At 72.1% G+C, this 21,222-nt stretch carries 21 protein-coding genes and 2 riboswitches; of the genes, 10 read left to right on the top strand and 11 right to left on the bottom strand.

What is annotated here, in order from left to right; translation table 11 throughout:
• Positions 1 to 154 precede the first annotated feature (154 nt).
• The 3 genes from V6N00_RS07020 to V6N00_RS07010 are packed head-to-tail and all read right to left on the bottom strand — an operon-like array spanning position 155 to position 2,558.
• Positions 155 to 952, bottom strand: a complete 798-nt coding sequence (locus V6N00_RS07020; RefSeq protein WP_334231364.1) for an alpha/beta hydrolase family protein — start codon at positions 950 to 952, stop codon at positions 155 to 157.
• The gene (locus tag V6N00_RS07015) at positions 949 to 1,611 is read right to left on the bottom strand and encodes an HAD family hydrolase (RefSeq protein ID WP_334231363.1); all 663 of its coding nucleotides are present in this window, start codon (positions 1,609 to 1,611) and stop codon (positions 949 to 951) included. Before V6N00_RS07015 ends, V6N00_RS07020 begins: the two co-directional genes overlap by 4 nt.
• Before the next feature lie 38 nt (positions 1,612 to 1,649).
• Complete coding sequence (locus tag V6N00_RS07010) at positions 1,650 to 2,558, bottom strand: DUF72 domain-containing protein (RefSeq protein WP_334231362.1); 909 nt, start codon at positions 2,556 to 2,558, stop codon at positions 1,650 to 1,652.
• 70 nt (positions 2,559 to 2,628) lie between these two features.
• Between V6N00_RS07010 and V6N00_RS07005 the strand changes: the two genes are divergently transcribed.
• Together V6N00_RS07005 and V6N00_RS07000 are read left to right on the top strand one after the other, a co-directional pair.
• Entirely contained in the window at positions 2,629 to 3,258 is a 630-nt protein-coding gene (locus tag V6N00_RS07005; protein ID WP_334231361.1) for a thymidine kinase, read from the top strand.
• 240 nt (positions 3,259 to 3,498) lie between these two features.
• Positions 3,499 to 4,785 (top strand): adenylosuccinate synthase, encoded by a 1,287-nt coding sequence (locus V6N00_RS07000; protein ID WP_334231360.1) that lies wholly within the window; start codon positions 3,499 to 3,501, stop codon positions 4,783 to 4,785.
• Positions 4,786 to 4,839: 54 nt separating this feature from the next.
• Here the strand turns inward: V6N00_RS07000 and V6N00_RS06995 are convergent, their stop codons facing one another.
• Positions 4,840 to 5,691 carry a DUF1206 domain-containing protein gene (locus tag V6N00_RS06995; RefSeq protein WP_334231359.1) on the bottom strand — a complete coding sequence of 284 codons (852 nt, stop codon included), beginning with the start codon at positions 5,689 to 5,691 and terminating at the stop codon, positions 4,840 to 4,842.
• A gap of 161 nt (positions 5,692 to 5,852) precedes the next feature.
• On the opposite strand from V6N00_RS06995, the gene V6N00_RS06990 reads away from it, so the two are divergent.
• From V6N00_RS06990 to V6N00_RS06980, 3 genes are read left to right on the top strand one after another with little or no spacing between them, the layout of a single operon-like run.
• Positions 5,853 to 6,668 carry a carbon-nitrogen hydrolase family protein gene (locus V6N00_RS06990; RefSeq protein WP_334231358.1) on the top strand — a complete coding sequence of 272 codons (816 nt, stop codon included), beginning with the start codon at positions 5,853 to 5,855 and terminating at the stop codon, positions 6,666 to 6,668.
• Positions 6,669 to 6,679: 11 nt separating this feature from the next.
• Positions 6,680 to 7,066, top strand: coding sequence for an MmcQ/YjbR family DNA-binding protein (locus V6N00_RS06985; RefSeq protein ID WP_334231638.1), 387 nt, complete (start codon positions 6,680 to 6,682; stop codon positions 7,064 to 7,066).
• On the top strand, positions 7,059 to 7,697 hold the full coding sequence (locus tag V6N00_RS06980) for a DUF1990 family protein (protein WP_334231357.1): 639 nt from the start codon (positions 7,059 to 7,061) through the stop codon (positions 7,695 to 7,697). Before V6N00_RS06985 ends, V6N00_RS06980 begins: the two co-directional genes overlap by 8 nt.
• 50 nt (positions 7,698 to 7,747) lie before the next feature.
• Here the strand turns inward: V6N00_RS06980 and V6N00_RS06975 are convergent, their stop codons facing one another.
• Together V6N00_RS06975 and V6N00_RS06970 are read right to left on the bottom strand one after the other, a co-directional pair.
• Positions 7,748 to 8,281, bottom strand: coding sequence for a GNAT family N-acetyltransferase (locus tag V6N00_RS06975; protein WP_334231356.1), 534 nt, complete (start codon positions 8,279 to 8,281; stop codon positions 7,748 to 7,750).
• A gap of 97 nt (positions 8,282 to 8,378) precedes the next feature.
• A complete protein-coding gene (locus V6N00_RS06970) occupies positions 8,379 to 9,728 on the bottom strand; it encodes an MFS transporter (protein ID WP_334231355.1) in 1,350 nt (449 codons plus the stop codon).
• 93 nt (positions 9,729 to 9,821) lie between these two features.
• Between V6N00_RS06970 and V6N00_RS06965 the strand changes: the two genes are divergently transcribed.
• The gene (locus V6N00_RS06965; protein WP_334231354.1) at positions 9,822 to 10,439 is read left to right on the top strand and encodes a winged helix-turn-helix domain-containing protein; all 618 of its coding nucleotides are present in this window, start codon (positions 9,822 to 9,824) and stop codon (positions 10,437 to 10,439) included.
• A gap of 40 nt (positions 10,440 to 10,479) precedes the next feature.
• Here the strand turns inward: V6N00_RS06965 and V6N00_RS06960 are convergent, their stop codons facing one another.
• The 4 genes from V6N00_RS06960 to V6N00_RS06945 all read right to left on the bottom strand — a co-directional run bounded on the left by V6N00_RS06960 (position 10,480) and on the right by V6N00_RS06945 (position 14,296).
• Positions 10,480 to 11,010, bottom strand: a complete 531-nt coding sequence (locus V6N00_RS06960; RefSeq protein WP_334231353.1) for a CoA-binding protein — start codon at positions 11,008 to 11,010, stop codon at positions 10,480 to 10,482.
• Entirely contained in the window at positions 11,007 to 12,398 is a 1,392-nt protein-coding gene (locus V6N00_RS06955; RefSeq protein ID WP_334231352.1) for an O-acetylhomoserine aminocarboxypropyltransferase/cysteine synthase family protein, read from the bottom strand. The genes V6N00_RS06960 and V6N00_RS06955 overlap by 4 nt, the downstream gene beginning before the upstream one ends.
• A gap of 3 nt (positions 12,399 to 12,401) precedes the next feature.
• Positions 12,402 to 13,574 (bottom strand): dimethylsulfone monooxygenase SfnG, encoded by a 1,173-nt coding sequence (sfnG, locus tag V6N00_RS06950; protein WP_334231351.1) that lies wholly within the window; start codon positions 13,572 to 13,574, stop codon positions 12,402 to 12,404.
• 97 nt (positions 13,575 to 13,671) lie between these two features.
• A riboswitch (SAM riboswitch) is annotated at positions 13,672 to 13,773 on the bottom strand.
• A gap of 97 nt (positions 13,774 to 13,870) precedes the next feature.
• Positions 13,871 to 14,296, bottom strand: coding sequence for a CoA-binding protein (locus V6N00_RS06945; protein ID WP_334231350.1), 426 nt, complete (start codon positions 14,294 to 14,296; stop codon positions 13,871 to 13,873).
• A gap of 133 nt (positions 14,297 to 14,429) precedes the next feature.
• Positions 14,430 to 14,522: riboswitch (SAM riboswitch) on the top strand.
• 9 nt (positions 14,523 to 14,531) lie between these two features.
• Here V6N00_RS06945 and V6N00_RS06940 point away from each other — a divergent pair.
• From V6N00_RS06940 to V6N00_RS06925, 4 genes are all read left to right on the top strand, one after another.
• A complete protein-coding gene (locus V6N00_RS06940; RefSeq protein WP_416385042.1) occupies positions 14,532 to 15,404 on the top strand; it encodes an ABC transporter ATP-binding protein in 873 nt (290 codons plus the stop codon).
• 180 nt (positions 15,405 to 15,584) lie between these two features.
• Positions 15,585 to 16,634, top strand: coding sequence for an aliphatic sulfonate ABC transporter substrate-binding protein (locus V6N00_RS06935; protein ID WP_334231349.1), 1,050 nt, complete (start codon positions 15,585 to 15,587; stop codon positions 16,632 to 16,634).
• Positions 16,631 to 17,482: an ABC transporter permease gene (locus tag V6N00_RS06930; protein WP_334231348.1), complete on the top strand. Its 852-nt coding sequence runs from the start codon at positions 16,631 to 16,633 to the stop codon at positions 17,480 to 17,482. Before V6N00_RS06935 ends, V6N00_RS06930 begins: the two co-directional genes overlap by 4 nt.
• Before the next feature lie 17 nt (positions 17,483 to 17,499).
• Complete coding sequence (locus V6N00_RS06925) at positions 17,500 to 19,644, top strand: AMP-binding protein (RefSeq protein WP_334231636.1); 2,145 nt, start codon at positions 17,500 to 17,502, stop codon at positions 19,642 to 19,644.
• 90 nt (positions 19,645 to 19,734) lie between these two features.
• Here the strand turns inward: V6N00_RS06925 and cls are convergent, their stop codons facing one another.
• Positions 19,735 to 21,207 (bottom strand): cardiolipin synthase, encoded by a 1,473-nt coding sequence (gene cls, locus V6N00_RS06920; RefSeq protein WP_416385051.1) that lies wholly within the window; start codon positions 21,205 to 21,207, stop codon positions 19,735 to 19,737.
• Positions 21,208 to 21,222 lie beyond the last annotated feature (15 nt).

Here is a 21,222-nt window from a genome sequence, read left to right as displayed (position 1 = left end):
CTCACGCTGAGTCCGTCAGTTGTGCCCTCAAGGGGTGGTCAATGACCGGGGCGTCAGGGCGGAACTGACGGACTCACGAGCGGCAGGGCTCACGGGACTCGGCGGCACGCGACCGACGGGCTCACGGCGGAGCCCGTCGGCCCCCCGAGCGACCTCAGCCGGCGGTGAGCCGGCGCAGCTCCTCGAGCACGACACCCCAGTACGGGCTGTCCGGGTCGATCAGATCCAGGTGGTGCGCCCCGTCCAGGATGTGCGTCCGCAGCCGGGCGTGAGCCGGCAGGCCCGTCGTCAGTGCGACGGGGACGATCGTGTCCCGTGTGCCGTGCAGGACGGTGACGGGCGCCGCCGGCTCGACGTCGGAGACCAGGAGGGCCTGCGGGTCGAGACGCGCGTACTCGTCCGGGTGCTCGGCCGGGGAGCCGCCGATCCAGTCCCGCACGGCGTCGGAGCCGAGGTGGTCACGCCAGGCGACCTGCAGGTCCGCCACCGGGGCGAGCGAGAGGACGGGCACCGGCGTGAGATCGCCGGCCAGCGCGCGCAGCAGCACGAGCGCCCCACCGGCGGAGTGACCCACCCAGGCGACGGCTGGGCCCCGGTCTGCCGTGAGGGCGGCGTCGAACGCGCGCAGGTCCTCGACGGTCGTGTCCGGTGACCCGGGCACGCGCCGGTACTCGGCGAGCACCACGCGGTACCCCTCCGCGGCCAGCGCGCGGGCCTGCGGCCGGGCGTGGGAGCGGTCGGTGCCGGGGCGGAAGTAACCGCCGTGGACCACGACGACGAGAGGCCCGTCCTCAGGCCCGAAGAACTCCGCGACCTGGTCCGGCCCGGTGCCGTACGACCACACCGTCCCGCCCGGGCCCGTGTCCGCTTGCAGCGCCGTCAACGACCGCTGCTCGTCGTCCGCCGCTTCGGGGCCGGGCCGATTGCCCGCCACCGTGCCGTCGCCGCTCATCGGGTGGGCCGGTTCAGCGGGCCGTCGTCGAGGCCGTCCCGCAGATCGGGCAGCGACTCGACCACCGCGACGGCGCCCGCCTCGGTCAGCTCCTCGACGGAGAAGCCGCCGGTGCGCACGGCGATCGTCGGGATGTCGGCCTTGCCGGCGGCGATGGCGTCCCAGGTCGAGTCGCCGATCATGACGGCGTCCGTGCCCTCGACCTTCGCGAGGGCCACCTGCACGAGATCGGGCGCGGGCTTGGAGGCCTCGGCGTCCTCGGACGTGGTCCAGGCGTCGGCGACGTCGGTGCCGCCGATCAGGTCGAGGAAGTGCTCGACGTGCTTCTTCTTGCCCGAGCTGGCCAGCACGAGGCGGAAGCCGCGGTGCTTGACGTCGGCGAGCAGCTCGCGAGCGCCCTCGAAGGCGGCGACGGAGTCGATCATGCCGTCGAACTCCTCCTCCCACGCCGTGCGCAGGTCCTCGCCGAGCCGCTCCTCGACGTCGTCGCCGGCGACGTGGGCCACGAGCTGGTCCCCGCCCATCCCGATCGCCCGGTGCAGCCGCCACACCGGGAGGGTGATGTCGTGGCGGCGGAACGCCTGGTACCAGGCGAGCGCGTGCTGGTAGTTGGTGTCGACCAGGGTGCCGTCGACGTCGAAGATCGCGGTGTCCGCCATGTCTCGCCTTCCCTCGGGGATGGTTCTCCCTGTGCACGCTACTCGTCGTCGGGGCGCGGAGGGTCGACGACGGCGGGGTCGGGGCCGACCCCGAGGCGCCGGGCCAGGCCCATCGCGTCGACGGGGGCGCGGACCTTGACGTCGTTGTCGAAGTACACGAAGACGTCGCGGCCCCGGCCGTCGGGACAGTCCCGCCCGGTGCGCCAGCCGTCCACGAGCGCCGCCCACCGGTCGAGGTCGGCGTCCGTGTAGCCGGAGGTGTACAGCTCCTCCGCGCCGTGCAGCCGCACGTAGACGACATCGGCGGTCACGTGCCGCAGGTCGGGCCACCGCCCCGCGGTGTCGGCGACGACGAGGGCGGTCTCGTGCCGGCGCAGCTGGTCGACGAAGGCGGGGGTGTCGTAGCTGGTGTGCCGGATCTCGAGGGCGTGCCGCAGCGGCCGGTCCTCGGTGACGTCGAGCCAGGTGCGGTCCGCCGTCAGCTTGTCGTCGTGGTCCGCGCCGAGCCGGGCGGCCTCCGCGGTGCTGCGCGGCAACTGGGCGAGGAACTGCTCGAGCAGCTCGGCGTCGTACTCGACCCGCTCGGGCAACTGCCACAGCACGGGGCCGAGCTTGTCCGCCAGCGCCAGCACGCCCGAGGCGAAGAAGTTGGCCAGCGCCGCGTGCACGTTGCGCAGTCGCAGCAGGTGGGTGATGTACCGGCCGCCCTTGACCGTGAAGACGAAGTCCTCCGGGGTGTCCGCGTACCACTGCCGGTAGCTGGAGGGCCGCTGCAGCGAGTAGAAGGACCCGTTGATCTCGATGGTGCCCAGGTGCGCCGAGGCGTACTCGAGCTCGCGCCGCTGGGGCAGGCCCGTCGGGTAGAACGAGCCGCGCCACGGGGCGTACCGCCAGCCGGAGATGCCGATCCGGGCCGTCCCGGTGCTCGTGACCTCGCCCGTCGTCATGCCCGCACGCTACCGGCCGCCCGGCCCGCTCGTCAGCCGGTTCGGCGGGCCGCCGATACGATGGTCCATCGTGGCCAAGCTGTATTTCCGCTATGGGGCGATGAACTCCGGCAAGTCGACCGGCCTGCTGCAGGCTGCCTTCAACTACGAGGAGCGGGGGCAGCGGGTGCTGCTCGCCAAGCCGCAGGTGGACGTCAAGGGGGAGGACCAGATCCTCTCCCGGCTCGGCGTGGCCCGCTCCGTGGACTTCCTCGTCCCCGCCGGCGCCGACGTCGGCGAGCTGTTCCACCGGCACGCCGTCGGCGACGACCCGGCCGCGCTGCTGCAGCACGTGGACGCCGTGATCAAGCCCGTCGCGTGCCTGCTCGTCGACGAGGCGCAGTTCCTCGAACCGGCCCAGGTCGACGACCTGCTGCGCATCGCCGTCGAGCAGAACGTGCCCGTGATGGCCTACGGCATCCGCACCGACTTCCGCACCCGGTCCTTCCCCGGATCGGCGCGGCTGCTCGAGCTGGCGCACGCCCTCGAGGAGCTCAAGACGATCTGCCGGTGCGGCCGGAAGGCGATGTTCAACGCCCGCCGCGTCGGCGACCGGTTCGTGTTCGAGGGGGACCAGGTGGCCATCGACGGCGTCGCGGTCACGTACGAGTCGCTGTGCGCCAATTGCTATCTGGACGAGTCCGGGGGACGGCTGAGCTGAGGAGTCGAGGAGTCGCCGGCGCTGAGTGGTCAATAGATGACCGTTCGAGGGCGCCCCGGCCGGCGAAACCGGCATCAATTGACCACTCAGCGGTGGGCCCGGAGGGGCGACGACGCCGTTCCGGTAGACTCGGCACCGAAGCGCCCCCTGGTCCGCGGTTCCCGCAGGACACGAGGGGCTTTCTCATGTGGCCGCCGAGCGGCATCGGCGTCACCCGCATCGCAATGAAGGAGTGATCCGATGCCAGCGATCGTCGTGGTCGGGGCCCAGTGGGGCGACGAGGGCAAGGGCAAGGCCGTCGACCTGCTCGGGGGACGCGTCGACTACGTGGTCAAGCCCAACGGCGGCAACAACGCCGGGCACACGGTGGTCGTCGGCGGCGAGAAGTACGAGCTGAAGCTCCTTCCCGCCGGCATCCTGTCCCCGAACGTCATCCCGGTGATCGGCAACGGCGTCGTCATCAACCTCGAGGCGCTCTTCGAGGAGATCGACGGGCTCACCAGCCGCGGCGCGGACACCTCCCGTCTGCTCGTCTCCGCCAACGCCCACCTGGTGGCCCCGTTCCACCAGACGATGGACAAGGTCACCGAGCGGTTCCTCGGCAAGCGCGCGATCGGCACCACCGGCCGCGGCATCGGGCCCGCCTACATGGACAAGGTCGGCCGGCTGGGGATCCGCGTGCAGGACGTGTTCGACGAGTCGATCCTGCGGCAGAAGGTCGAGGGGTCGCTGCGGCAGAAGAACGAGCTGCTGGTCAAGCTGTACAACCGGCGCAGCATCGACGTCGAGGAGATCGTCGCCTACTTCCGCGGCTTCGCCGACCGGCTCGAGCCGATGATGGTCGACACGACGCACGTGCTCAACAACGCGCTCGACGCCGGCAAGGTCGTACTCATGGAGGGCGGCCAGGCCACGTTCCTCGACGTCGACCACGGCACGTACCCGTTCGTCACCTCGTCCAACCCGACCGCGGGCGGCGCCTCCGTCGGCTCCGGCATCGGGCCCACCCGGATCAGCCGCGCCGTCGGCATCATCAAGGCCTACACGACCCGCGTCGGCGCCGGCCCGTTCCCCACCGAGCTGTTCGACGAGTGGGGCACCTACCTGCAGAAGACCGGCGGCGAGTTCGGCGTCAATACCGGCCGGCCGCGGCGCTGCGGCTGGTACGACGCGGTGCTGGCCCGGCAGGCCTCCCGCATCAACGGGTTCACCGACTTCTTCCTCACCAAGCTCGACGTGCTCACCGGCATCGAGCGGATCCCGGTGTGCGTGGCCTACGACGTCGACGGCGTGCGGCACGACGAGATGCCCGTGACCCAGACGGAGTTCCACCACGCGACGCCCGTGTTCGAGTACTTCGACGGCTGGACCGAGGACATCTCCGGTGCCCGCTCGCTCGCCGACCTGCCGGCCAACGCCCGCGCCTACGTCGAGGCGCTCGAGGCGATGAGCGGCACCCGATTCTCCGCCGTCGGAGTCGGCCCGGACCGCGAGCAGACGATCGTCGTGCACGACCTCATCGGCTGACCCGCGCCACCGCCACGACGGCCGGTCACCCCGCGGGGTGACCTGCCGTCGGCGTCAGAGCCTGCTGTAGCGGGCTCGGGCGCCGCAGTAGATGCCGTAGCAGGCCAGCCCGAGCGCGACCACGACGAGGATCACGGTGCCGAAGGGCTGGGCGGCGAGGCTCTTGAGCGCCCCGTCGAGGCCGGACTGCTGCCCCGGGTCGTGCCGCACGGCCGCGACGAGGACGAGGATGCCGACGACGGCGACGGCCACGCCCTTCGCGGCGTAGCCGACGCCGCCCACGACCGCGACCCAGCGCGGGGCCGACTCGTCCGGTTGGGCGTCCTTGCCGAGGAAGTTCCGGGTCACCCCGCGGTAGCCGAAGTAGACGCCGATGCCGAGGATCACGAGCCCGGCGAGGAACAGCACCACGGGACCGAACGGGATCGAGAGCACGGTCGCGGTGGTGTGCTCGGACTGCTGGCTCGACGACTTGCGCTGCCCGACGGCGGAGCTGACGAACAGCGAGGCGATGCTCAGGTAGGCCACGGCGGTCCCGACGTGGCCGACGCCGGTGGTCGCCTTCCCCCGACCCCGGAAGAGGCTGACCGCGCGGATGACCATCCAGACCGCGAGCGCCGCGCAGCACAGGCCCCCGGTCCACAGCAGCAGCGGGCCGCCGGGCGCCGAGGCGATCTGCTGGACGGCGCCGGACTGGTCGGCCTGCTGGCGCGACCCGCCCGTGGCCACCTGGAGGGCCAGCCACGCGATGAGCAGGTGCAGCAGGCCGACGACGACGAAGCCGGCGCGCGCCACCCCGCGTGCGGCCGGTGAGTCGGCCGCCCGCTCGGCGTTGCCGGCGGCGTTCCGCACGCCGTTCTCGGCCGCGCTGCGGGCACGGCCGCTCGCGGATGACTGATCGCCCATGGTGACCTCCCGATGATGAGTGACCCCATCATCCTCGACGGGTCGGTCATCGGCACCATCGTCGTCGAAGCCGCGCTCACCGGGGCGTTCCCCGGCTGCTGCGGGGTGGGCGATCCTCTACTGTGGGAGCAGTTCCCCGGTCTCGAGGAGGAGGAGGGCACATGCTGGTCAGTGTCGGTCAGTTCGACCCGGCGGGCTCGCCGGAGGCCAACGTCGCGGTGATGCGCACGCTGGCCACGCAGGCCCGTGCCGAGGGCGCCCAGCTCGTCATCTTCCCCGAGGAGTCGATGTGCAGCATCGGCAAGGTGGAGGGCGAGTTCGCCGCCGCGGTCGCGGCCCACTGGTCCGCGTTCGTCCGCGACCTCACCGCGATCGCCCACGAGCTGCACATCGCCGTCATCGCCGGCGGCTACGAGCCGTCCACCGACCACCGGCCGTACAACACCCTCGTCGTGATCGACGACGAGGGCCGCGTGGTGGAGACCTACCGGAAGCTGCACCTCTACGACGCCTTCTCGCACCGGGAGTCCAGCCGCATCGCCGCGGGGGACGAGGGGCCGAAGAACGTCGACCTCGGGGGCCTGAACGTCGGCGTGATGACCTGCTACGACCTGCGCTTCCCCGAGGTGGCACGCGTGCTCGCCGAGGACGGCGCCGACCTGATCGCGGTGCCGTCCGCGTGGTTCCGCGGCGATCACAAGGTCGACCACTGGGAGACGCTGCTGAAGGCGCGGGCCATCGAGAACACCTGCTGGGTGGCTGCCGCGGGCACCTCCAGCGCCCACACCATCGGGCACTCGGCCATCATCGACCCGATGGGGGTGCCGTCGGACTTCCTCGAGGAGGAGCCGCAGGGCCTCGTGACGGTCGACGTCACGCGGCGGCGGATCGACGAGGTCCGCGAGTTCCTTCCCGTGCTGCGCAACCGGCGGCTGCTCAGCTCGCGCACCGTCGTGCCGGCCCCGAACGGGGACTGACGGTGCCGGCGCTGCGCCCCGAACGCGTCCGGGAGCTGTGTCTGCGCCTGCCGGGGGCCTGGGAGGACTTCCCGTTCGGTCCCGAGACCAGTGTGTTCAAGGTGCGGGCCGGCAGCGGCGTGGCCCGCATGTTCGCGCTGTCCGCGCTCGCCGCGACACCGCTGAGCATCAGCCTCAAGTGCGAGCCGGCGCTCGCGGTCGCCCTGCGCGCCGCCCACCCGGAGATCACCGGGGCGTGGCACCTGAACAAGACGCACTGGAACGGCGTCGCGCTCGACGGGGAACTGGACGAGGCGACGGTCGCGGACCTCATCGAGGACTCGTGGGACCTCGTGGTCGCGGGGCTGCCGCGGCGCGACCGCGAGATGCTCGCGTGGCGGGAGCGCGTCGATGGGTGAGGGGCGCGCGGTGCCGGAGGAGTTCGCGCGCGGCCTGACGTACCGGCAGGTGGGGTGGACGGCGAGCGGGTGGTGGCCGCCGGGGTGGTCCTCGGTGCGCCGGCGGAGCGTGGTGGGCCACGGTGGCGACGCGTTCGCCGCGCTCGGCGACGCCATCGCCCGATGGCGGATCCTCGCCGGCGCGGGGTTGACGGTCGAGGCGGACGAGGACGTCGCGCGGCCCGGCGTGCGGGTGTGCAGCACCGTCGGCGCGGCCACGGTGATCCGGGCCCTCGACCCCGTCCTCGGTCGTCTCCCGGGGCCGGTCGACCGCCTGCTCCGGCGCGGCCCGACGGCACCGTGCCGCGTCGTGTGGGTGGCCGCGAGCACCCCGGTCGTCCCGCTGACCGGCCGGGTTCCGGCCGCCACGGCCGGGTTCGGTTACGGCACCCTGCCCGGGCACCCGGCCCGCGGCGAGGAGGCGTTCCTCGCCCACCTGTACGAAGGCGGCGACGTCGAGTTCGAGGTGCGGGCGTTCAGCCGGCCGGCGACGGCGCTGCTCACGCTCGGCGGCCCGGTCAGCCGCCGGCTGCAGCGGCACATCACCGACGGGTACGTCGACGCGGCCCGCATTGCCGCCTCACGCGGCTAGGCCGCGGCTCGGCGTCAGCGGAATCGCGCGCTGACGGGCGGACGCCCGGATCAGACGGCGTCGGGGCGAGCCCGCCGGAAGCCGCGTTCGAACGTCTCCTCGGCGTCGTCGTCCTCGGCCGTGAAGCCGCACTTGACCAGCACGCGCTGGGCGGCCTCGTCCTCCCACGGGGTGCTCGCCTGCACAGCGCTGATCGCCGGGAAGGAGAAGGCGAAGTCGACGAGGGCGGTCGTGGCCTCGGTGGCGTAGCCCTGGTTGCGGCGGGACGGGCAGATGCTGCAGATCAACTCGCCCACCCCGTCGATCGGCGGACCCTCGAACCCGATCAGGCCGACCACCAGGCCGGACCCGCGTTCGACGATGGCGAGGTGCCCGAAGGACGTCGAGACGTCGAACGCACCCCCGCCGAACTCGAGCAGGCGGGCGGTGTCCACGTCACCGGGCTGGGGGAAGTCCTCGGCCCACTCGACGGGATGCGCGCCCGCCAGGATGGCGGCGACGTCACTCGCGGTCATGGGACGGAGGATGAGGCGCTCCGTTCCCACGCCCACGGCGGGATCGAGATCTCCGGGGCTGATCTGCATGCACCCATTATGGGGGTGATACCCAACCGTTCCCCACCCCGCGCCTTACACGTTAAACATCGGGGGCGCCGCAGCGCCGGCCGAGCCCTTCGATCGATCAGCCGGCCGCGGCGCCTGCGGCGTGTTCCGACCAGCGCGGCGCGGAAGGCAGGCTGCGCAGGCCGCGGCTGGCGAGGGCGAGGACGGCAGCGATCCCACCGATCCCCGCGCACAGCGTGAGCACACCGGACCAGCCCCACGCGGTGTAGCCGAAGCCGGCGAGCAGCGGGGCCAGCGGAACGGCGCCGAGCGCCAGGAGGTCGAGGGCGCTGGACGCCCGGCCGAGCAACCGCGACGGCACGGCGACCATGAAGTAGCCGAGCAGCCCGGCGTTGATCGCGGGCGCCGCCGCCATGCCGGCCGCCAGAGCGGCGCACACCGCCGGGACGGCGTGCACGAAGGGCAGGACCGCCAGCGCGCCCGCCAGGGCGACCAGACCGGTCCCGGCCAGCACACCGGTGGGCACGCGCTGCACGAGGAACGGCGCCACCAGTGACCCGACCAGGAGCCCGGCGCCGACGGACGCCGACGTCAGGCCGATCGTCGCGGGTGACTCGCCGCGCTGCTGCAGGCCGAAGACGACCGCGGTCATCGCCGCACCGATGCCGAGGTTGACGATCGTGGAGACGGCCATGACCCCGCGCAGCTCCGGGCGGCCGGCCAGCCAGGCGAACCCGGCCCAGGCCTCCGCCAACCAGCCGGGGTGCGCGGGGCGCTCGTCGGTGCCGTGCACCCGCTCGGCGCTCGCCTCGTCCCGAACCGAGGCGGCGTCCGCCGTCCCAGGGGCGCCGGCGCCGGGTCGGAGGTCGGCGCGGATCCGCAGCACGGCGACCGCGGTACCCGCGTAGAGGATCGCCGTGGCGACGAACGGCACCGCGTGCCCGACGGCCATGAGCACGCCGCCGATCGGGCCGCCCGTCAGGCTCACGACGGCGTCGCGCCCCTGGTTCGCGGCGACGGCGGAACCCAGCCGGGACGAGTCGACGACCGACGGAAGCGCGGCGTTCGGGGTCGCGTCGACGAGCCCGCTGCGCACGGCAAGCACGAGGTTGAGCAAGGTCAGGAGCCAGAAGTCGAGCAGCCCGCACGCGAGCAGGACGGCGAGCGTCGCGGCGACCACCACGCCGACCCCGGCGCCGGCGAGGATGAGGACCCGCCGGTCGTGCCGGTCCGTCAGTACTCCGCCGGGCAGCACCGCCAGCACCCGGCCGACCGCGCCGACCGCGGTGACGACGCCGGCCTGCGCGGGGCTGCCGGTCACCGCGAGGGCGAGCAGCGGCACGGCGAGGGTGAGCAGGGAGCGACCGAGGGCCGGTGAGGTGTCGGCCGCGAGCCACCAGCGGTAGTCCGCGTTGCGCCACAGCGGGACGGGATCAGGGGAGTGGGAACCTCGGCGAACGCGTGCCATGGCGGACAGCCTAGATCCGCAACGTCAGTTGCGCAATAGCTAGTGCGCAACCGGACGTGCGCGTACGGCGACCGGTTTCCCTAGAGTGGTCCCATGGACGCCGATCAGCCGACGCGCAGCGCTCCCGACCTCGTGCCCACGGTGATGACCTCGCCGATGCTCAAGGCGATGGCGCATCCCGTCCGCCGCCGGATCGTCTCGGTCCTCGGTGCCGTGGACCACGCCCGCGCCGCGGACCTCGCGCGGCAGCTCGACGTCCCCGCGAACGCCGTGAGCTTCCACCTGCGGGCGCTCGCCGACGCCGGCTTCGTCGAGGAGGCCCCGGAGTTCGCCCGCGACCGGCGGGACCGGGTGTGGAAGGCGGTGAACCAGTCCTGGCAGGCGGGCAGTCCGCAGCAGCCGCTGGCCCCCGAGGAGGAGGGCTCCCTCGCCGCCTACCTGCACCAGGTGACGATCGACCAGCAGGACATGATGGCGCGGTTGGCCGCCTGGGCTCAGGAGCGTGCCGCGGGCCGCGACCTCGAGCCGCGGGGCGAGATCAGCATCGGGGCGCTGCGGCTGACCACCGCGGAGGCCCGGCAGGTGTTCGACGACGTCGAGGCGGTCCTGGACCGCGCGCGATCCCTCCACCACGAGAGCACGGACGCCGACGAGGCCGCCGGCGTCCGCGTGTGGGACTACACGTTCATGGCCGCTCGCGACGACACCTGACGCTGTCTGGTCGGTGATGCGTCCGGGTGGCGACGGGCTCTCAGGCCACGACCTGACGCTTCGAGGAGATCACCCCGGTGTCGAAGCCGGCCAGGTGCAGGCCGCCGTGGAACCGCGCGTGCTCGATCTTCACGCACCGGTCCATCACGACGTTCAGCCCGGCGGCCTCGGCGTCGGCGGCCACGCCCTCGTGCCACGAGCCCAGCTGCAGCCAGATCGTGCTCGCGCCGGCATCGATCGCCTCGGAGAGCACCCCGGGCAGGTCGTCGTGCTTGCGGAAGACGTCGACGATGTCCGGCTTCTCCGGCAGGTCCGCCAGGGACGCGTACACCGGCTGCCCCAGGATCTCCTTCGCGACCGGGTTGACGAAGTACACCCGGTACGGCGAGGAGGAGAGCAGGTAGGTGGCGACGAAGTAGGACGCGCGGGACGGCTTGTCCGAGGCGCCGACGATGGCGACGACCTTCGCGTCGCGCAGGATGGACAGCCGCTCGGGCGCGGTGGGGCCGACCCAGGTGCGGCCGTCCTGCTGTTCGGTTCCGCTGGTGTTCGAGCTGGTCGTGGTGCTCATGCGCGTGCTCCGATCTCGCGTGACGCCTCGTCGTCGGCCGCGCCGGCCTCCGGCGTGACGAACGTGTCGTCGTTCTCCTCCAGCTCGCCGGACTCCTCCGCGACCTGCTGGGCCGCGGTGAGCGCCTGGTCGAGATCCCACAGGATGTCCTCGACGTCCTCGAGGCCCACCGAGATGCGGATCAGGTCCTCGTTGACACCGCCCGCGGCGAGCTGCTCCGCGGTCAGCTGCCGGTGGGTCGTCGAGCCCGGGTGCAGCACGAGCGTGCGGGAGTCGCCGACGTTGGCCAGGTGGCTGGCCAGCTGCAGCGCCTCGATGAACCGCTCACCGGTCGCCCGGCCACCGCGGACGCCGAAGCTGAACACCGAGCCGGGGCCGAGCGGGAGGTAGCGCTCGGCCCGCTCGTGGTGCGGGTGGGACGGGAGGCCGGCCCAGTTGACGTAGGAGACCCGCTCGTCGGCATCCAGCCACTCGGCGACCGCTCGGGCGTTCGCCAAGTGCGCGTCCATGCGCTGGGGCAGCGTCTCGACGCCCTGCAGCAGCTGGAACGCGGACTGCGCGGACAGGGACGGGCCGATGTCGCGCAGCTGCTCGGAGCGCAGCTTGGTCAGGAAGCCGTATTCGCCGAAGTTGCCCCACCACGAGACGTTGCCGTAGGAGGGGACCGGCTCCGTCATGACCGGGAACTTCCCGTTGCCCCAGTCGAACCGGCCCGACTCGACGACGACGCCGCCGAGGGTCGTGCCGTGGCCGCCGAGGAACTTGGTCGCCGAGTGGATGACGATATCGGCGCCGTGCTCGAGCGGGCGGATCAGGTACGGGGTGGACAGGGTCGCGTCGACGACGAACGGCACGCCGGCCTGGTGGGCCACCGCGGCGAGTCCGGCCAGGTCCGCGACCTCGCCGGACGGGTTGGCGACGACCTCGGTGTAGACGGCCCTGGTCTCGGGCCGGATCGCGGCGGCGTAGTCGGCCGGGTCGGTGCCGGAGACGAACGTCGTCTCGACCCCGAAGCGGCGCAGCGTCACGTCGAGCTGCGTGACCGTGCCGCCGTAGAGCTGGGAGGACGCGACGATGTGGTCGCCCGCCCCGGTCAGCGCCGCGAACGTGATGAACTCGGCGGCCATGCCCGAGGACGTGGCGACGGCGCCGATGCCGCCTTCCAGGGACGCGATCCGCTCCTCGAACGCGGCGACCGTCGGGTTGCCGATCCGCGAGTAGATGTTGCCGTACTTCTGCAGCGCGAAGAGGTTGGCGGCGTCGGCGGTGTCCTTGAACACGAACGACGTCGTCTGGTAGATGGGGACTGCCCGGGCGCCCTGTTCGGCGTCGGGGGTGCCACCCGCGTGCAGCGCGCGGGTGCGGAATCCGAAACGGTGGTCGGCCATGGGTCAGCGTCCTCCTGTCGTCGTGGCGGTCAGCTCGGGGTCCCCGAGCTCGACGCCGTGCTTGCGGGCCAGGTCGGCCTCGAGTTCACGCACGATCGGCAGGATGTCCCGGCCGAACGCGGCGACCTCCTCCTGGAAGTGCAGGTAGCAGGTCAGCAGCAGGTTCACGCCGTGCTGCTTGTAGGCGACGATGCGCTCCGCGATCTGCTCGGGAGTGCCGATCAGCTGGGTGCGGAATCCGTCGTTGTACTGGACGAGGTCCTCGAACGAGGAGTCCGCCCACATGCCCTTGCCGTCCTTGGTGGCCGGGCCGGCCTCCTGGACGGCGTCGTGGAAGCCCTCGACGGCGGGCCGGTGCGCCTTCTCGACGATCTCCCGCAGCGTGTCCCGGGCCTCCTTCTCGCTGTCCCGGGCGATGACGAACCCGTTGAGCCCGAAGCGTGGGGCCGTCCGGCCGATCGCGGCGGCCGAGGCGTGCACGTCGTTGAACTGCTCGTCGAACCCGTCGAAGTCCTTGCCGTTGGAGAAGTACCAGTCGGCGACGTGGCCCGCGGCGATCCGCGCGGCGGTCGAGTTGCCGCCGAAGAAGACGTCCGGGTGGGCGCGGCCGGGCACGTCGACCGGGGCGGGGGAGAGCGTGAAGTCGGAGATGTCGTAGTACGTCCCGTGGAACGAGAAGTCCTGCTCGGTCCACAGCCCCCGCAGGATCGAGATGAACTCCTCGGTGCGGGCGTACCGCTCGTCGTGCTCGAGCCAGGGCAGCCCGAACCCGTCGAACTCGGCACGCAGCCAGCCGGAGACGATGTTCACGGCGGCCCGGCCGTTCGAGATGTGGTCGGCGGTGATGATGTACTTCGCCAGCACGCCGGGGTGCCACATGCCCGGGTGCACGGCGGCGATCACCTTGAGCTTCTCGGTCGCGGCGAGCAGGGCGAGGGAGAACGACGTCGCCTCGTGCTGCTTGTCCGCGCCGTAGCTGGCGGCGTACCGGGTCTGCGAGAGGGCGTACTCGAAGCCGGCGTCCTCGGCGATCCGGGCCAGCTTCTTGTTGTAGTCGAAGTCCCAGCTCGTGCGCTGCTCGATCGTGGAGACGACGAGGCCGCCGGAGACGTTCGGCACCCAGTACGCGAACTTGAGGGGCTCGGCGAGATTGACTCGCTCGTCGATGCTGCTCATCGGGCTTCCTTCACTGACGTACCGCTCGCGGGTCCCGGCAATGCGCAGCCGGACAGGGGACGGCCCTGGCCGATGCTCAAAGATTGCTGTGCGCTCTCTTCCATCGCTTCTGGCGGTAGCACCGTGTGGTCAGCGGTTTCTTCGACCACGGTTGCTGCGGCGTCATCGATCCAGATCTCTCGGCCGCTCGGGATGGTGCTGCCATTGTGCTCCGCCGTCGTCGGGCGGATCAACCCGTGTCCGCCATGCGGCGTCACGTCCCGGCGTGAACTCGCGGGAGCGACCTCGGGCTTCGTCTACAGGCCGAAGCGGGGCGCCTCGATCGCGGGGCAGGTGTCCATCACGACGTCGAGCCCGGCCGCGGCGGCCCGGGCGGCGGCGTCCTCGTCGACCACGCCGAGCTGCAGCCACACGGCGCCCGCGCCGACGGCGATGGCCTGATCCACCACGGCACCGACCTTCGTCGAGTTGACGAAGCAGTCGACGACGTCGACGGGACCGCCGGCCTGCACGGCGTCGGCCAGCGTGCGGTGTCCCGGTTCCCCCAGGGCCGCCTCCCCGCGCGGGTTGACCGGCAGGATGCGCATGCCGAGGTGGTCCCGCAGCATCGCCGCGATGCGGGGCGCCACCCGGCGTGGGTTCTCGCTCAGGCCGACGACGGCCCAGCGCCCGGGCGTCGTGAGCAGGCGGCGGATCGTCTCGGGGTCGTTCCGGTGGCTCATGGCTTCATTCTCCGCCCCTGTTCCCGCCGGCTCGTCGATCGAGTCGGCGGTGGGGGTCGAGTGTGACGCGCCGTGGCGGTCCCGCCGCCGACCGACTTGCCGGACGGCCCCGTCGTGCCGTTACAGTGGCGGCATACCATCCCGAGCGGCCGAGAGATCTGGCTCGTCGACGCCGCAGCAACCCACCGATCCGTCGGAAGGGTGCTACCGCCAGGATCGATGGAGTTGATCTCACGTGTCTCTGTTCTCGCCCGCGCGCCATGCCGCCTCCGGGGTGGCCGACCCGGCGGACTCCCCGCACTTCTGGAGCGACGGGGACGCCGGCATCACCTTCGACGGGGTCGGCCGCAGCTTCGGCCCGCACGACGTCCTCGCCGGTGTCCACCTGGAGGTGGCGCCCGGTGAGGTGATCGCGGTGCTCGGCCCGAGCGGCTGCGGCAAGTCGACCCTGCTGCGCCTCGCCGCCGGGCTGGACGCCCCGAGTGCCGGGTCCGTCGTCATCGGCGACGCCCCGGTGCGCCCCTGGGACCCGCGCTGCGCGGTCGCCTTCCAGGAACCGCGCCTGCTGCCGTGGCGCACGCTGCGGGAGAACGTCGCGCTCGGGCTGCCCCGCACCGGCCGCCGCCGGACCGCTGCGCAGGACGCCCGCATCGACGAGCTGCTGGCCCTCGTGGGCCTGTCCGGATTCGCCGGTCACCGCCCGCGGGCCGTCTCCGGCGGCATGGCGCAGCGCGCCTCCCTCGCCCGAGCGCTGGCACGCGACCCGCAGGTGCTCCTGCTCGACGAGCCGTTCGGCGCCCTCGACGCCCTCACCCGCCTGAAGATGCAGGACCTCCTGCTCTCCGTGCACGACGCCTCCCCGGCGACCATCCTGCTCGTCACCCACGACGTCGACGAGGCGCTCCAGCTCGCCGACCGCGTCGTCCTCCTCGGCTCGACCGACGGCGGCAGCACCGGTCAGGTCGGTGTGGGAGCACCCGGTCGGGCGCCCGCGGGCGTGCGCTCCGTGCACACCGTGCCGGGGTCGCGACCTCGGGACCGTGGCTCGGCCGATCTGGCGCGCATGCGCGCCGACCTGTTCACCGCGCTCGGCGTCGACGCCCACTGACCGCCCGCCGGTCCACCGGATCAGCGAGCCGGCGAGCTGCGCGGTCCCGCAGCGCCGCGGCCTGCGCCCGTGGCGCGACCGTGTGCGCACCCCTCCCGTTCGACCCTGTTCTGTTTCGCTCCACCTGTCCCTTCTTCTCCGTACCATCACGTCGTCCGTCTCGACCTCCAGAGGATCACCATGGCCCGCCGCCCTGCCCGTCTCGTCCGCTCCGCCCTCACCGCCGTCGCCGTCGTCACCGCCGCGACCCTGACCCTGACCGGGTGCGCCGGCGAGGGCTCCGGCTCGTCGACCGCAGCCGCCGCGGGCGGGGGTGGCAACGGCAAGACCCTGACCATCGACTTCGCCACGTACAACCCGCTCTCCCTCGTGATCAAGCAGAAGGGCTGGCTCGAGGCGGCGCTGAAGGAGAAGGGCGTGACCGTCACCTGGGTGCAGTCCGCGGGCTCGAACAAGGCCAACGAGGCGCTGCGCTCGGGTGCCATCGACGTCGGATCCACCGCCGGCTCGGCCGCGCTGCTCGCCCGCGCCAACGGCTCGCCCATCCGCACCGTCGACATCTACTCGCAGCCCGAGTGGTCCGCGCTCGTGACCACCCCGAAGACCGGCATCACCTCGGTGGCCGACCTGAAGGGCAAGTCCGTGGCCGCGACCAAGGGCACCGACCCCTACTTCTTCCTGCTGCAGGCGCTCGCCGCCAACGGCCTCAAGGCGTCGGACATCACCGTGCAGAACCTGCAGCACGCCGACGGCCGCACGGCGCTGGACAACGGATCCGTGCAGGCCTGGGCCGGTCTTGACCCGATCATGGCCGCGGCCCAGAAGAACGGCGACAAGCTCTTCTACCGCAACGTCGCCTTCAACACCTACGGGTTCCTCAACGCCCGCGAGGACTTCCTCAAGAGCCAGCCCGAGATCGCCCAGACCGTCGTGAACACGTACGAGGCGGCCCGGGCGTGGGCCAAGGGACACACCGCGGAGACCGCGGCGATCCTCGCCGACGTCGCGAGCATCGACAAGACCGTCGCCACCCAGGTGATCGCCCGCACCAACCTCGGCGTCGACCCGGCACCGGGTGCGAAGCAGCGGGCCGTGCTGCAGAAGGTCGGGAAGATCATCGTCGACTCCGGCGACGTCAAGGACGCCGGCACCGTCGACGCCGCCCTGAACGCCCTGCTCGACGACGAGCTGGTCACCAAGGCCGATCCCTCGGCGGTGACCACCAAGTGAGTTCGCCCGTCCCCGACACCCGGGTCGACGCCCCCACGGCGGCCTCCACAGCGGGCCCGGCGGCGCGCGGGGCGTCAACCCCCGGCCGCCGCCGGATCCCGCGCGGCCTGCGCTGGGCCGCCGGCCTCGTCGTCCCCCTCCTGCTGCTCGCCCTGTGGCAGGTGACCACCGCCCTCGGCGTGTTCACGCCCGTGCAGCTGCCCCCGCCGGCCGATGTCCTGGCCGCCGGCGTGGAGCTGCTGCGCCGCGGGCAGTTGGGCACGCACGTGTGGATCTCCACGCAGCGCGTCCTGCTCGGGTTCCTCCTCGGGGCCGTCGTGGGCCTGGCCGCCGGCGCCCTCGTCGGGCTGTCCCGGCTGTCCTCCCTGCTGTTCGCGCCCACCATCGGCGCCTTCCGGGCCGTGCCGTCGCTGGCCTGGGTGCCGTTGCTCCTGCTCTGGATCGGCATCGGTGAGAACTCCAAGGTCCTGCTCATCGCCATCGGCGCGTTCTTCCCCGTCTACACGACGGTCGCGCTCGCCCTCCGCCACGTCGACCCCCACCTGGTCGAGGCAGGCCGGGCCTTCGGCTACGGCGGTGTGCGGCTGCTGCTGACCGTGCAGCTGCCCGCGATCCTGCCCGCCGTCGTCTCGGGGCTGCGGCTCGCGCTGGCCCAGGCATGGCTGTTCCTCGTCGCGGCCGAGTTGCTCGCCTCCTCGATGGGCCTGGGCTTCCTGCTCATCGATTCGCAGAACAATGGACGGACGGACCGGCTGCTGCTGGCGATCGTGCTGCTCGCGATCCTCGGCAAGGTGACCGACGCGGTGCTGGGCCTCGCGCAGCGGGCAGCGGAACGGACATGGGCATGACGGACGGAGTGATCGAGATGGACGACGGGGTGCGGACCGGCCTGACCGCCGAGGACGAACGACGCGGGGACGTCGTCAACCCCGCCCACGAGGGCGACGAGGCACGCGTCGCGTTCTGGGAGCGGCAGGCGCAGCGGCTGGACTGGGCTCAGCCGTGGCACACGGCGCACCGGTTCGAGCCGGCGGCCGCCGTTGCTGGACAGGTGACGGACGACGGCGAGCCGGTCTACGCCCCGCCGGTCATCGAGTGGTTCGCCGGCGGCAAGCTGAACGTGGCGTACAACTGCGTCGACCGGCACGTCGAGGCCGGCCGCGGCGGCCACGTCGCCCTGCACTTCGAGGGCGAGCCCGGCGACCGGCACACCTACACGTACGCGGACCTGCAGCGGGAGGTCAGCCGCGCCGCCAACGCGCTCGAGAAGCTCGGCGTCGTCGCGGGGGACCGGGTGGTCATCTACCTGCCCGTCATCCCCGAGACCGTCATCATCACCCTGGCGTGCGCCCGCATCGGCGCCGTCCACTCCCTCGTGTTCGGCGGGTTCTCGGCCGAGGCGCTGCGCTTCCGTGTCGAGGACACCGGGGCGAAGGTGCTCGTCACGTCCGACGGGCAGTACCGGCGCGGCGCCGCCGTCCCGGTCAAGGGATTCGCCGACGCCGCCGTCAGCGGCACCAACAACATCGAGCACGTCGTCGTCGTGCGCCGCACCGCCAAGCCCGGCGCCGCGAGCGGTCGACCCGGCGTCGTCCCGATCGGCGCGCGCGGCGCCCGGTCGACCGCCGAGAGCGCCGTGCCGTGGACCGAGGGCCGGGACGTGTGGTGGCACGAGCTGCTGGCCACCGTGCCGGACACCCACACCCCGATCGCCTTCGACGCCGAGTCCCCGCTGTTCATCATGTACACCTCCGGGACCACGGGCCGTCCGAAGGGCCTCGTGCACACGATGGGCGGCTACCTCGTGCAGACCGCCTACACGCACGCGCTGCTGTTCGACCTGCTGCCTGCGGCGGTCGGTGCAGCCGGGGAGAGGAGGGTCGACGAGCTCTCCACCGCCGTCGATCCCGTGCGGCGGGACGCCACCGTGCACTGGTGCACCGCGGACCTGGCCTGGGTCACCGCCCACACGTACGAGATCTACGGGCCGCTGGTCAACGGCGTCACCGAGGTGATCTACGAGGGCACCCCCAACACCCCGCACTTCGGGCGACACCCGGAGATCATCGAGCGGTACGGCGTCACGAACTACTACACGGCGCCGACCCTCGTCCGCTCCCTGATGGGCGCCTTCCCCGACGGCGTCCCGGCCACCTACAACCTCGACTCGGTACGCCTGATCGGCACGGTCGGCGAGGCCACCAATCCCGAGGCGTGGCGGTGGTTCCGGCAGCACATCGGCGGCGGCGCCGCGTCGGTGATCGACACGTGGTGGCAGTCCGAGACCGGATCGACCATCCTCTCGCCCCGGCCGCACGACGCCGCGTTCGACCGGGAGGACGGCGAGCCCGGCGGCCCCAAGCCCGGGTGCGCGACCCGCGCCCTGCCCGGCGTCAACGCGTCCGTGGTCGACGAGGACGGCAACCGGTCCGCCCCCGGCGCGCAGGGCTTCGTCGTCGTCGACGCGATCGGCCCGTCGATCGCGCGCACCGTGTGGAAGGACCCGCAGCGCTACGCCGACTCCTACTGGCGCCAGTACGCCGACCGGGGCTGGTTCTTCGCCGGCGACGGCGGCCGGTACGACGAGGACGGCGACATCTGGATCCTCGGCCGGGTGGACGACGTCATCAACATCTCGGGGCACCGGCTCTCGACGATCGAGATCGAGTCGGCGCTCGTGACCCACCCGGACGTGATCGAGGCGGGCTGCGCGCCCATCGGCGACCCGCTCACGGGGCACGCGGTCGCCGCGTTCGTCGTGCTGCGGGCGGGGTCCGCGGTCGACGCCGACGAGTTGCGGGCGCACGTCGGCGCGGTGATCGGACCGATCGCCAAGCCGAAGATCGTCGTCGCCGTCCCGGACCTGCCCAAGACCCGCTCGGGGAAGATCATGCGGCGCCTGCTGACCCAGCTCTGGGAGGGCACGACGCTGGGGGACACGACGAGCCTGCAGGACGAGTCGTCGGTCGACGGGATCGCCCGGGCGGTCGCGGACCAGCAGGGGCGCTGATTCCACTCGTCGACTATTCGATTTCTGGGCTCTCCCGCGCGGTAGAGCCCAGAAATCGAATAGTCGACGCGCCAGCGGGCACGCCCGCCCTCACATCAGGGCGCTGGTGAGCCGGCAGACGTTGTCGAGGAACTTCACGGCGAGCGGGCGGTTCCGCCACTCGTCGAGATCCAGAGTGGAGCTGTTCTCGCGGTACCGGGCGACGACGGCGTCGAGGGCGCTCACGAAGTCCTTGCCGTGCACGAGGGTGGAGACCTCGAGGTTGAGGGCGAACGAGCGCATGTCCATGTTCGAGGAGCCGACGACGGCCACCGCGTCGTCGATCACGATGGCCTTGGTGTGCAGGATGGTCGGCGACCGGTACAGATAGATGCAGACCCCGGCTTCGAGCAGTTCCTCGTAGTACGAGCGCTGCGCGTGGTAGACGAAGAACTGGTCGCTGATCTCGCTGACGTACAGGTTGATCCGCACCCCGCGCTGGGCGGCGCTCGTCACCGCGGACAGCGAGGACTCGTCCGGCACGAAGTACGGGCTGACGATGTCGACCCGGTCGAGCGCGTGGTAGAGCACCGTGTTGATCATCCGCAGGTTGTTCTCGTTCTCGAACCCCGGACCGGAGGGGACCACCTGGGTCATCAGCCCGCCCGACGCCTCGGTCGGCAGCGCGTCCTGCGCCTCGTGGATGAGCAGCTCGTCCGTCTCCGAGTACCAGTCGGTCACGAAGAGGGCGTTGAGGGCGTCCACGACGGGCCCGATGCCGCGCAGCCACAGGTCCTCCCACTGCAGGCCCCGGCGGCGGTTGCGGCGCTTGTTGTAGGAGCGGTCGATGCAGTTCTGCGACCCGGTGAACGCGACGTCGCCGTCGATGACGACGATCTTGCGGTGGTTGCGCAGGTCCGGCCGCGTGTACTCGAGCTTCCACGGCCGGAACGGCAGCATGCGGGCCCACTGGATGCCGGACGCGTCGAGCCGGCGCACGAGCTCGGGGTAGCCCGGGTAACCGGCGGAGCCGAGGTGGTCCAGGAGGAAGCGGACCGTGACCCCGCGGGCGACGGCCTCGTCGAGCGCGTCCAGCAGGGGAGCGGTGGTCGCGTCGTCGGCGGCGATGTAGAACTCCACGTGCACGTACCGTTTCGCGTGCCGGATCTCCTCCGCCATGGCGGTGTACGCGGTGTCGTACCCGTCCAGCAGGGTCAGCTCGTTGCCGCCGATCATCGGCAGGGCGCCGAGCCGGTCGTTCAGGACGGCGGCCGAGCGGACCCAGACGGGCATCGGGTGGCCCTCACCGATCACCGCCTCGGTCGGGGAGTTCTGCCGGATCAGCCGGTTCATCTCGCGCTGCTTCTCCCGGCGTGCCTTCGGCAACCGGTAGCTGCCGAGCAGGAGGAAGAGGATCAGCCCGACGAACGGGATGAGGTAGATCGCCAGCAGCCAGCCCAGGGCCACGGAGGGACGGCGCTTGTGCGGCACGATGCCGAGCACCGCGATGCGGATGACGAACTCGAGGGCGGCAACCGCGATCGCCCAACCCAGCGGCAGCGCGTTGAGGTTGACGACCGACAGATCCACAGCCGCAGT

This window comes from Tersicoccus mangrovi (assembly GCF_036881825.1).
Taxonomy (GTDB): domain Bacteria; phylum Actinomycetota; class Actinomycetes; order Actinomycetales; family Micrococcaceae; genus Tersicoccus; species Tersicoccus mangrovi.
Note: the sequence above shows the minus strand (reverse complement) of the source record. Positions and strands in the feature narration are given on the sequence as shown.

Bases quoted from the DNA above. Each gene is read 5' to 3' on its own strand.
- sfnG (WP_334231351.1), bottom strand. From the start codon at position 13,574: ATGAGCAGCATCGACGAGCGAGTCAATCTCGCCGAGCCCCTCAAGTTC.
- V6N00_RS06935 (WP_334231349.1), top strand. From the start codon at position 15,585: ATGGCCCGCCGCCCTGCCCGTCTCGTCCGCTCCGCCCTCACCGCCGTC.
- V6N00_RS06970 (WP_334231355.1), bottom strand. From the start codon at position 9,728: ATGGCACGCGTTCGCCGAGGTTCCCACTCCCCTGATCCCGTCCCGCTG.
- V6N00_RS06945 (WP_334231350.1), bottom strand. From the start codon at position 14,296: ATGAGCCACCGGAACGACCCCGAGACGATCCGCCGCCTGCTCACGACG.
- V6N00_RS06955 (WP_334231352.1), bottom strand. From the start codon at position 12,398: ATGGCCGACCACCGTTTCGGATTCCGCACCCGCGCGCTGCACGCGGGT.
- V6N00_RS07020 (WP_334231364.1), bottom strand. From the start codon at position 952: ATGAGCGGCGACGGCACGGTGGCGGGCAATCGGCCCGGCCCCGAAGCG.
- V6N00_RS07000 (WP_334231360.1), top strand. From the start codon at position 3,499: ATGCCAGCGATCGTCGTGGTCGGGGCCCAGTGGGGCGACGAGGGCAAG.
- V6N00_RS06980 (WP_334231357.1), top strand. From the start codon at position 7,059: ATGGGTGAGGGGCGCGCGGTGCCGGAGGAGTTCGCGCGCGGCCTGACG.
- V6N00_RS06965 (WP_334231354.1), top strand. From the start codon at position 9,822: ATGGACGCCGATCAGCCGACGCGCAGCGCTCCCGACCTCGTGCCCACG.
- V6N00_RS06990 (WP_334231358.1), top strand. From the start codon at position 5,853: ATGCTGGTCAGTGTCGGTCAGTTCGACCCGGCGGGCTCGCCGGAGGCC.
- V6N00_RS06995 (WP_334231359.1), bottom strand. From the start codon at position 5,691: ATGGGCGATCAGTCATCCGCGAGCGGCCGTGCCCGCAGCGCGGCCGAG.
- V6N00_RS06925 (WP_334231636.1), top strand. From the start codon at position 17,500: ATGGACGACGGGGTGCGGACCGGCCTGACCGCCGAGGACGAACGACGC.
- V6N00_RS07015 (WP_334231363.1), bottom strand. From the start codon at position 1,611: ATGGCGGACACCGCGATCTTCGACGTCGACGGCACCCTGGTCGACACC.
- V6N00_RS07010 (WP_334231362.1), bottom strand. From the start codon at position 2,558: ATGACGACGGGCGAGGTCACGAGCACCGGGACGGCCCGGATCGGCATC.
- V6N00_RS06960 (WP_334231353.1), bottom strand. From the start codon at position 11,010: ATGAGCACCACGACCAGCTCGAACACCAGCGGAACCGAACAGCAGGAC.
- V6N00_RS06975 (WP_334231356.1), bottom strand. From the start codon at position 8,281: ATGCAGATCAGCCCCGGAGATCTCGATCCCGCCGTGGGCGTGGGAACG.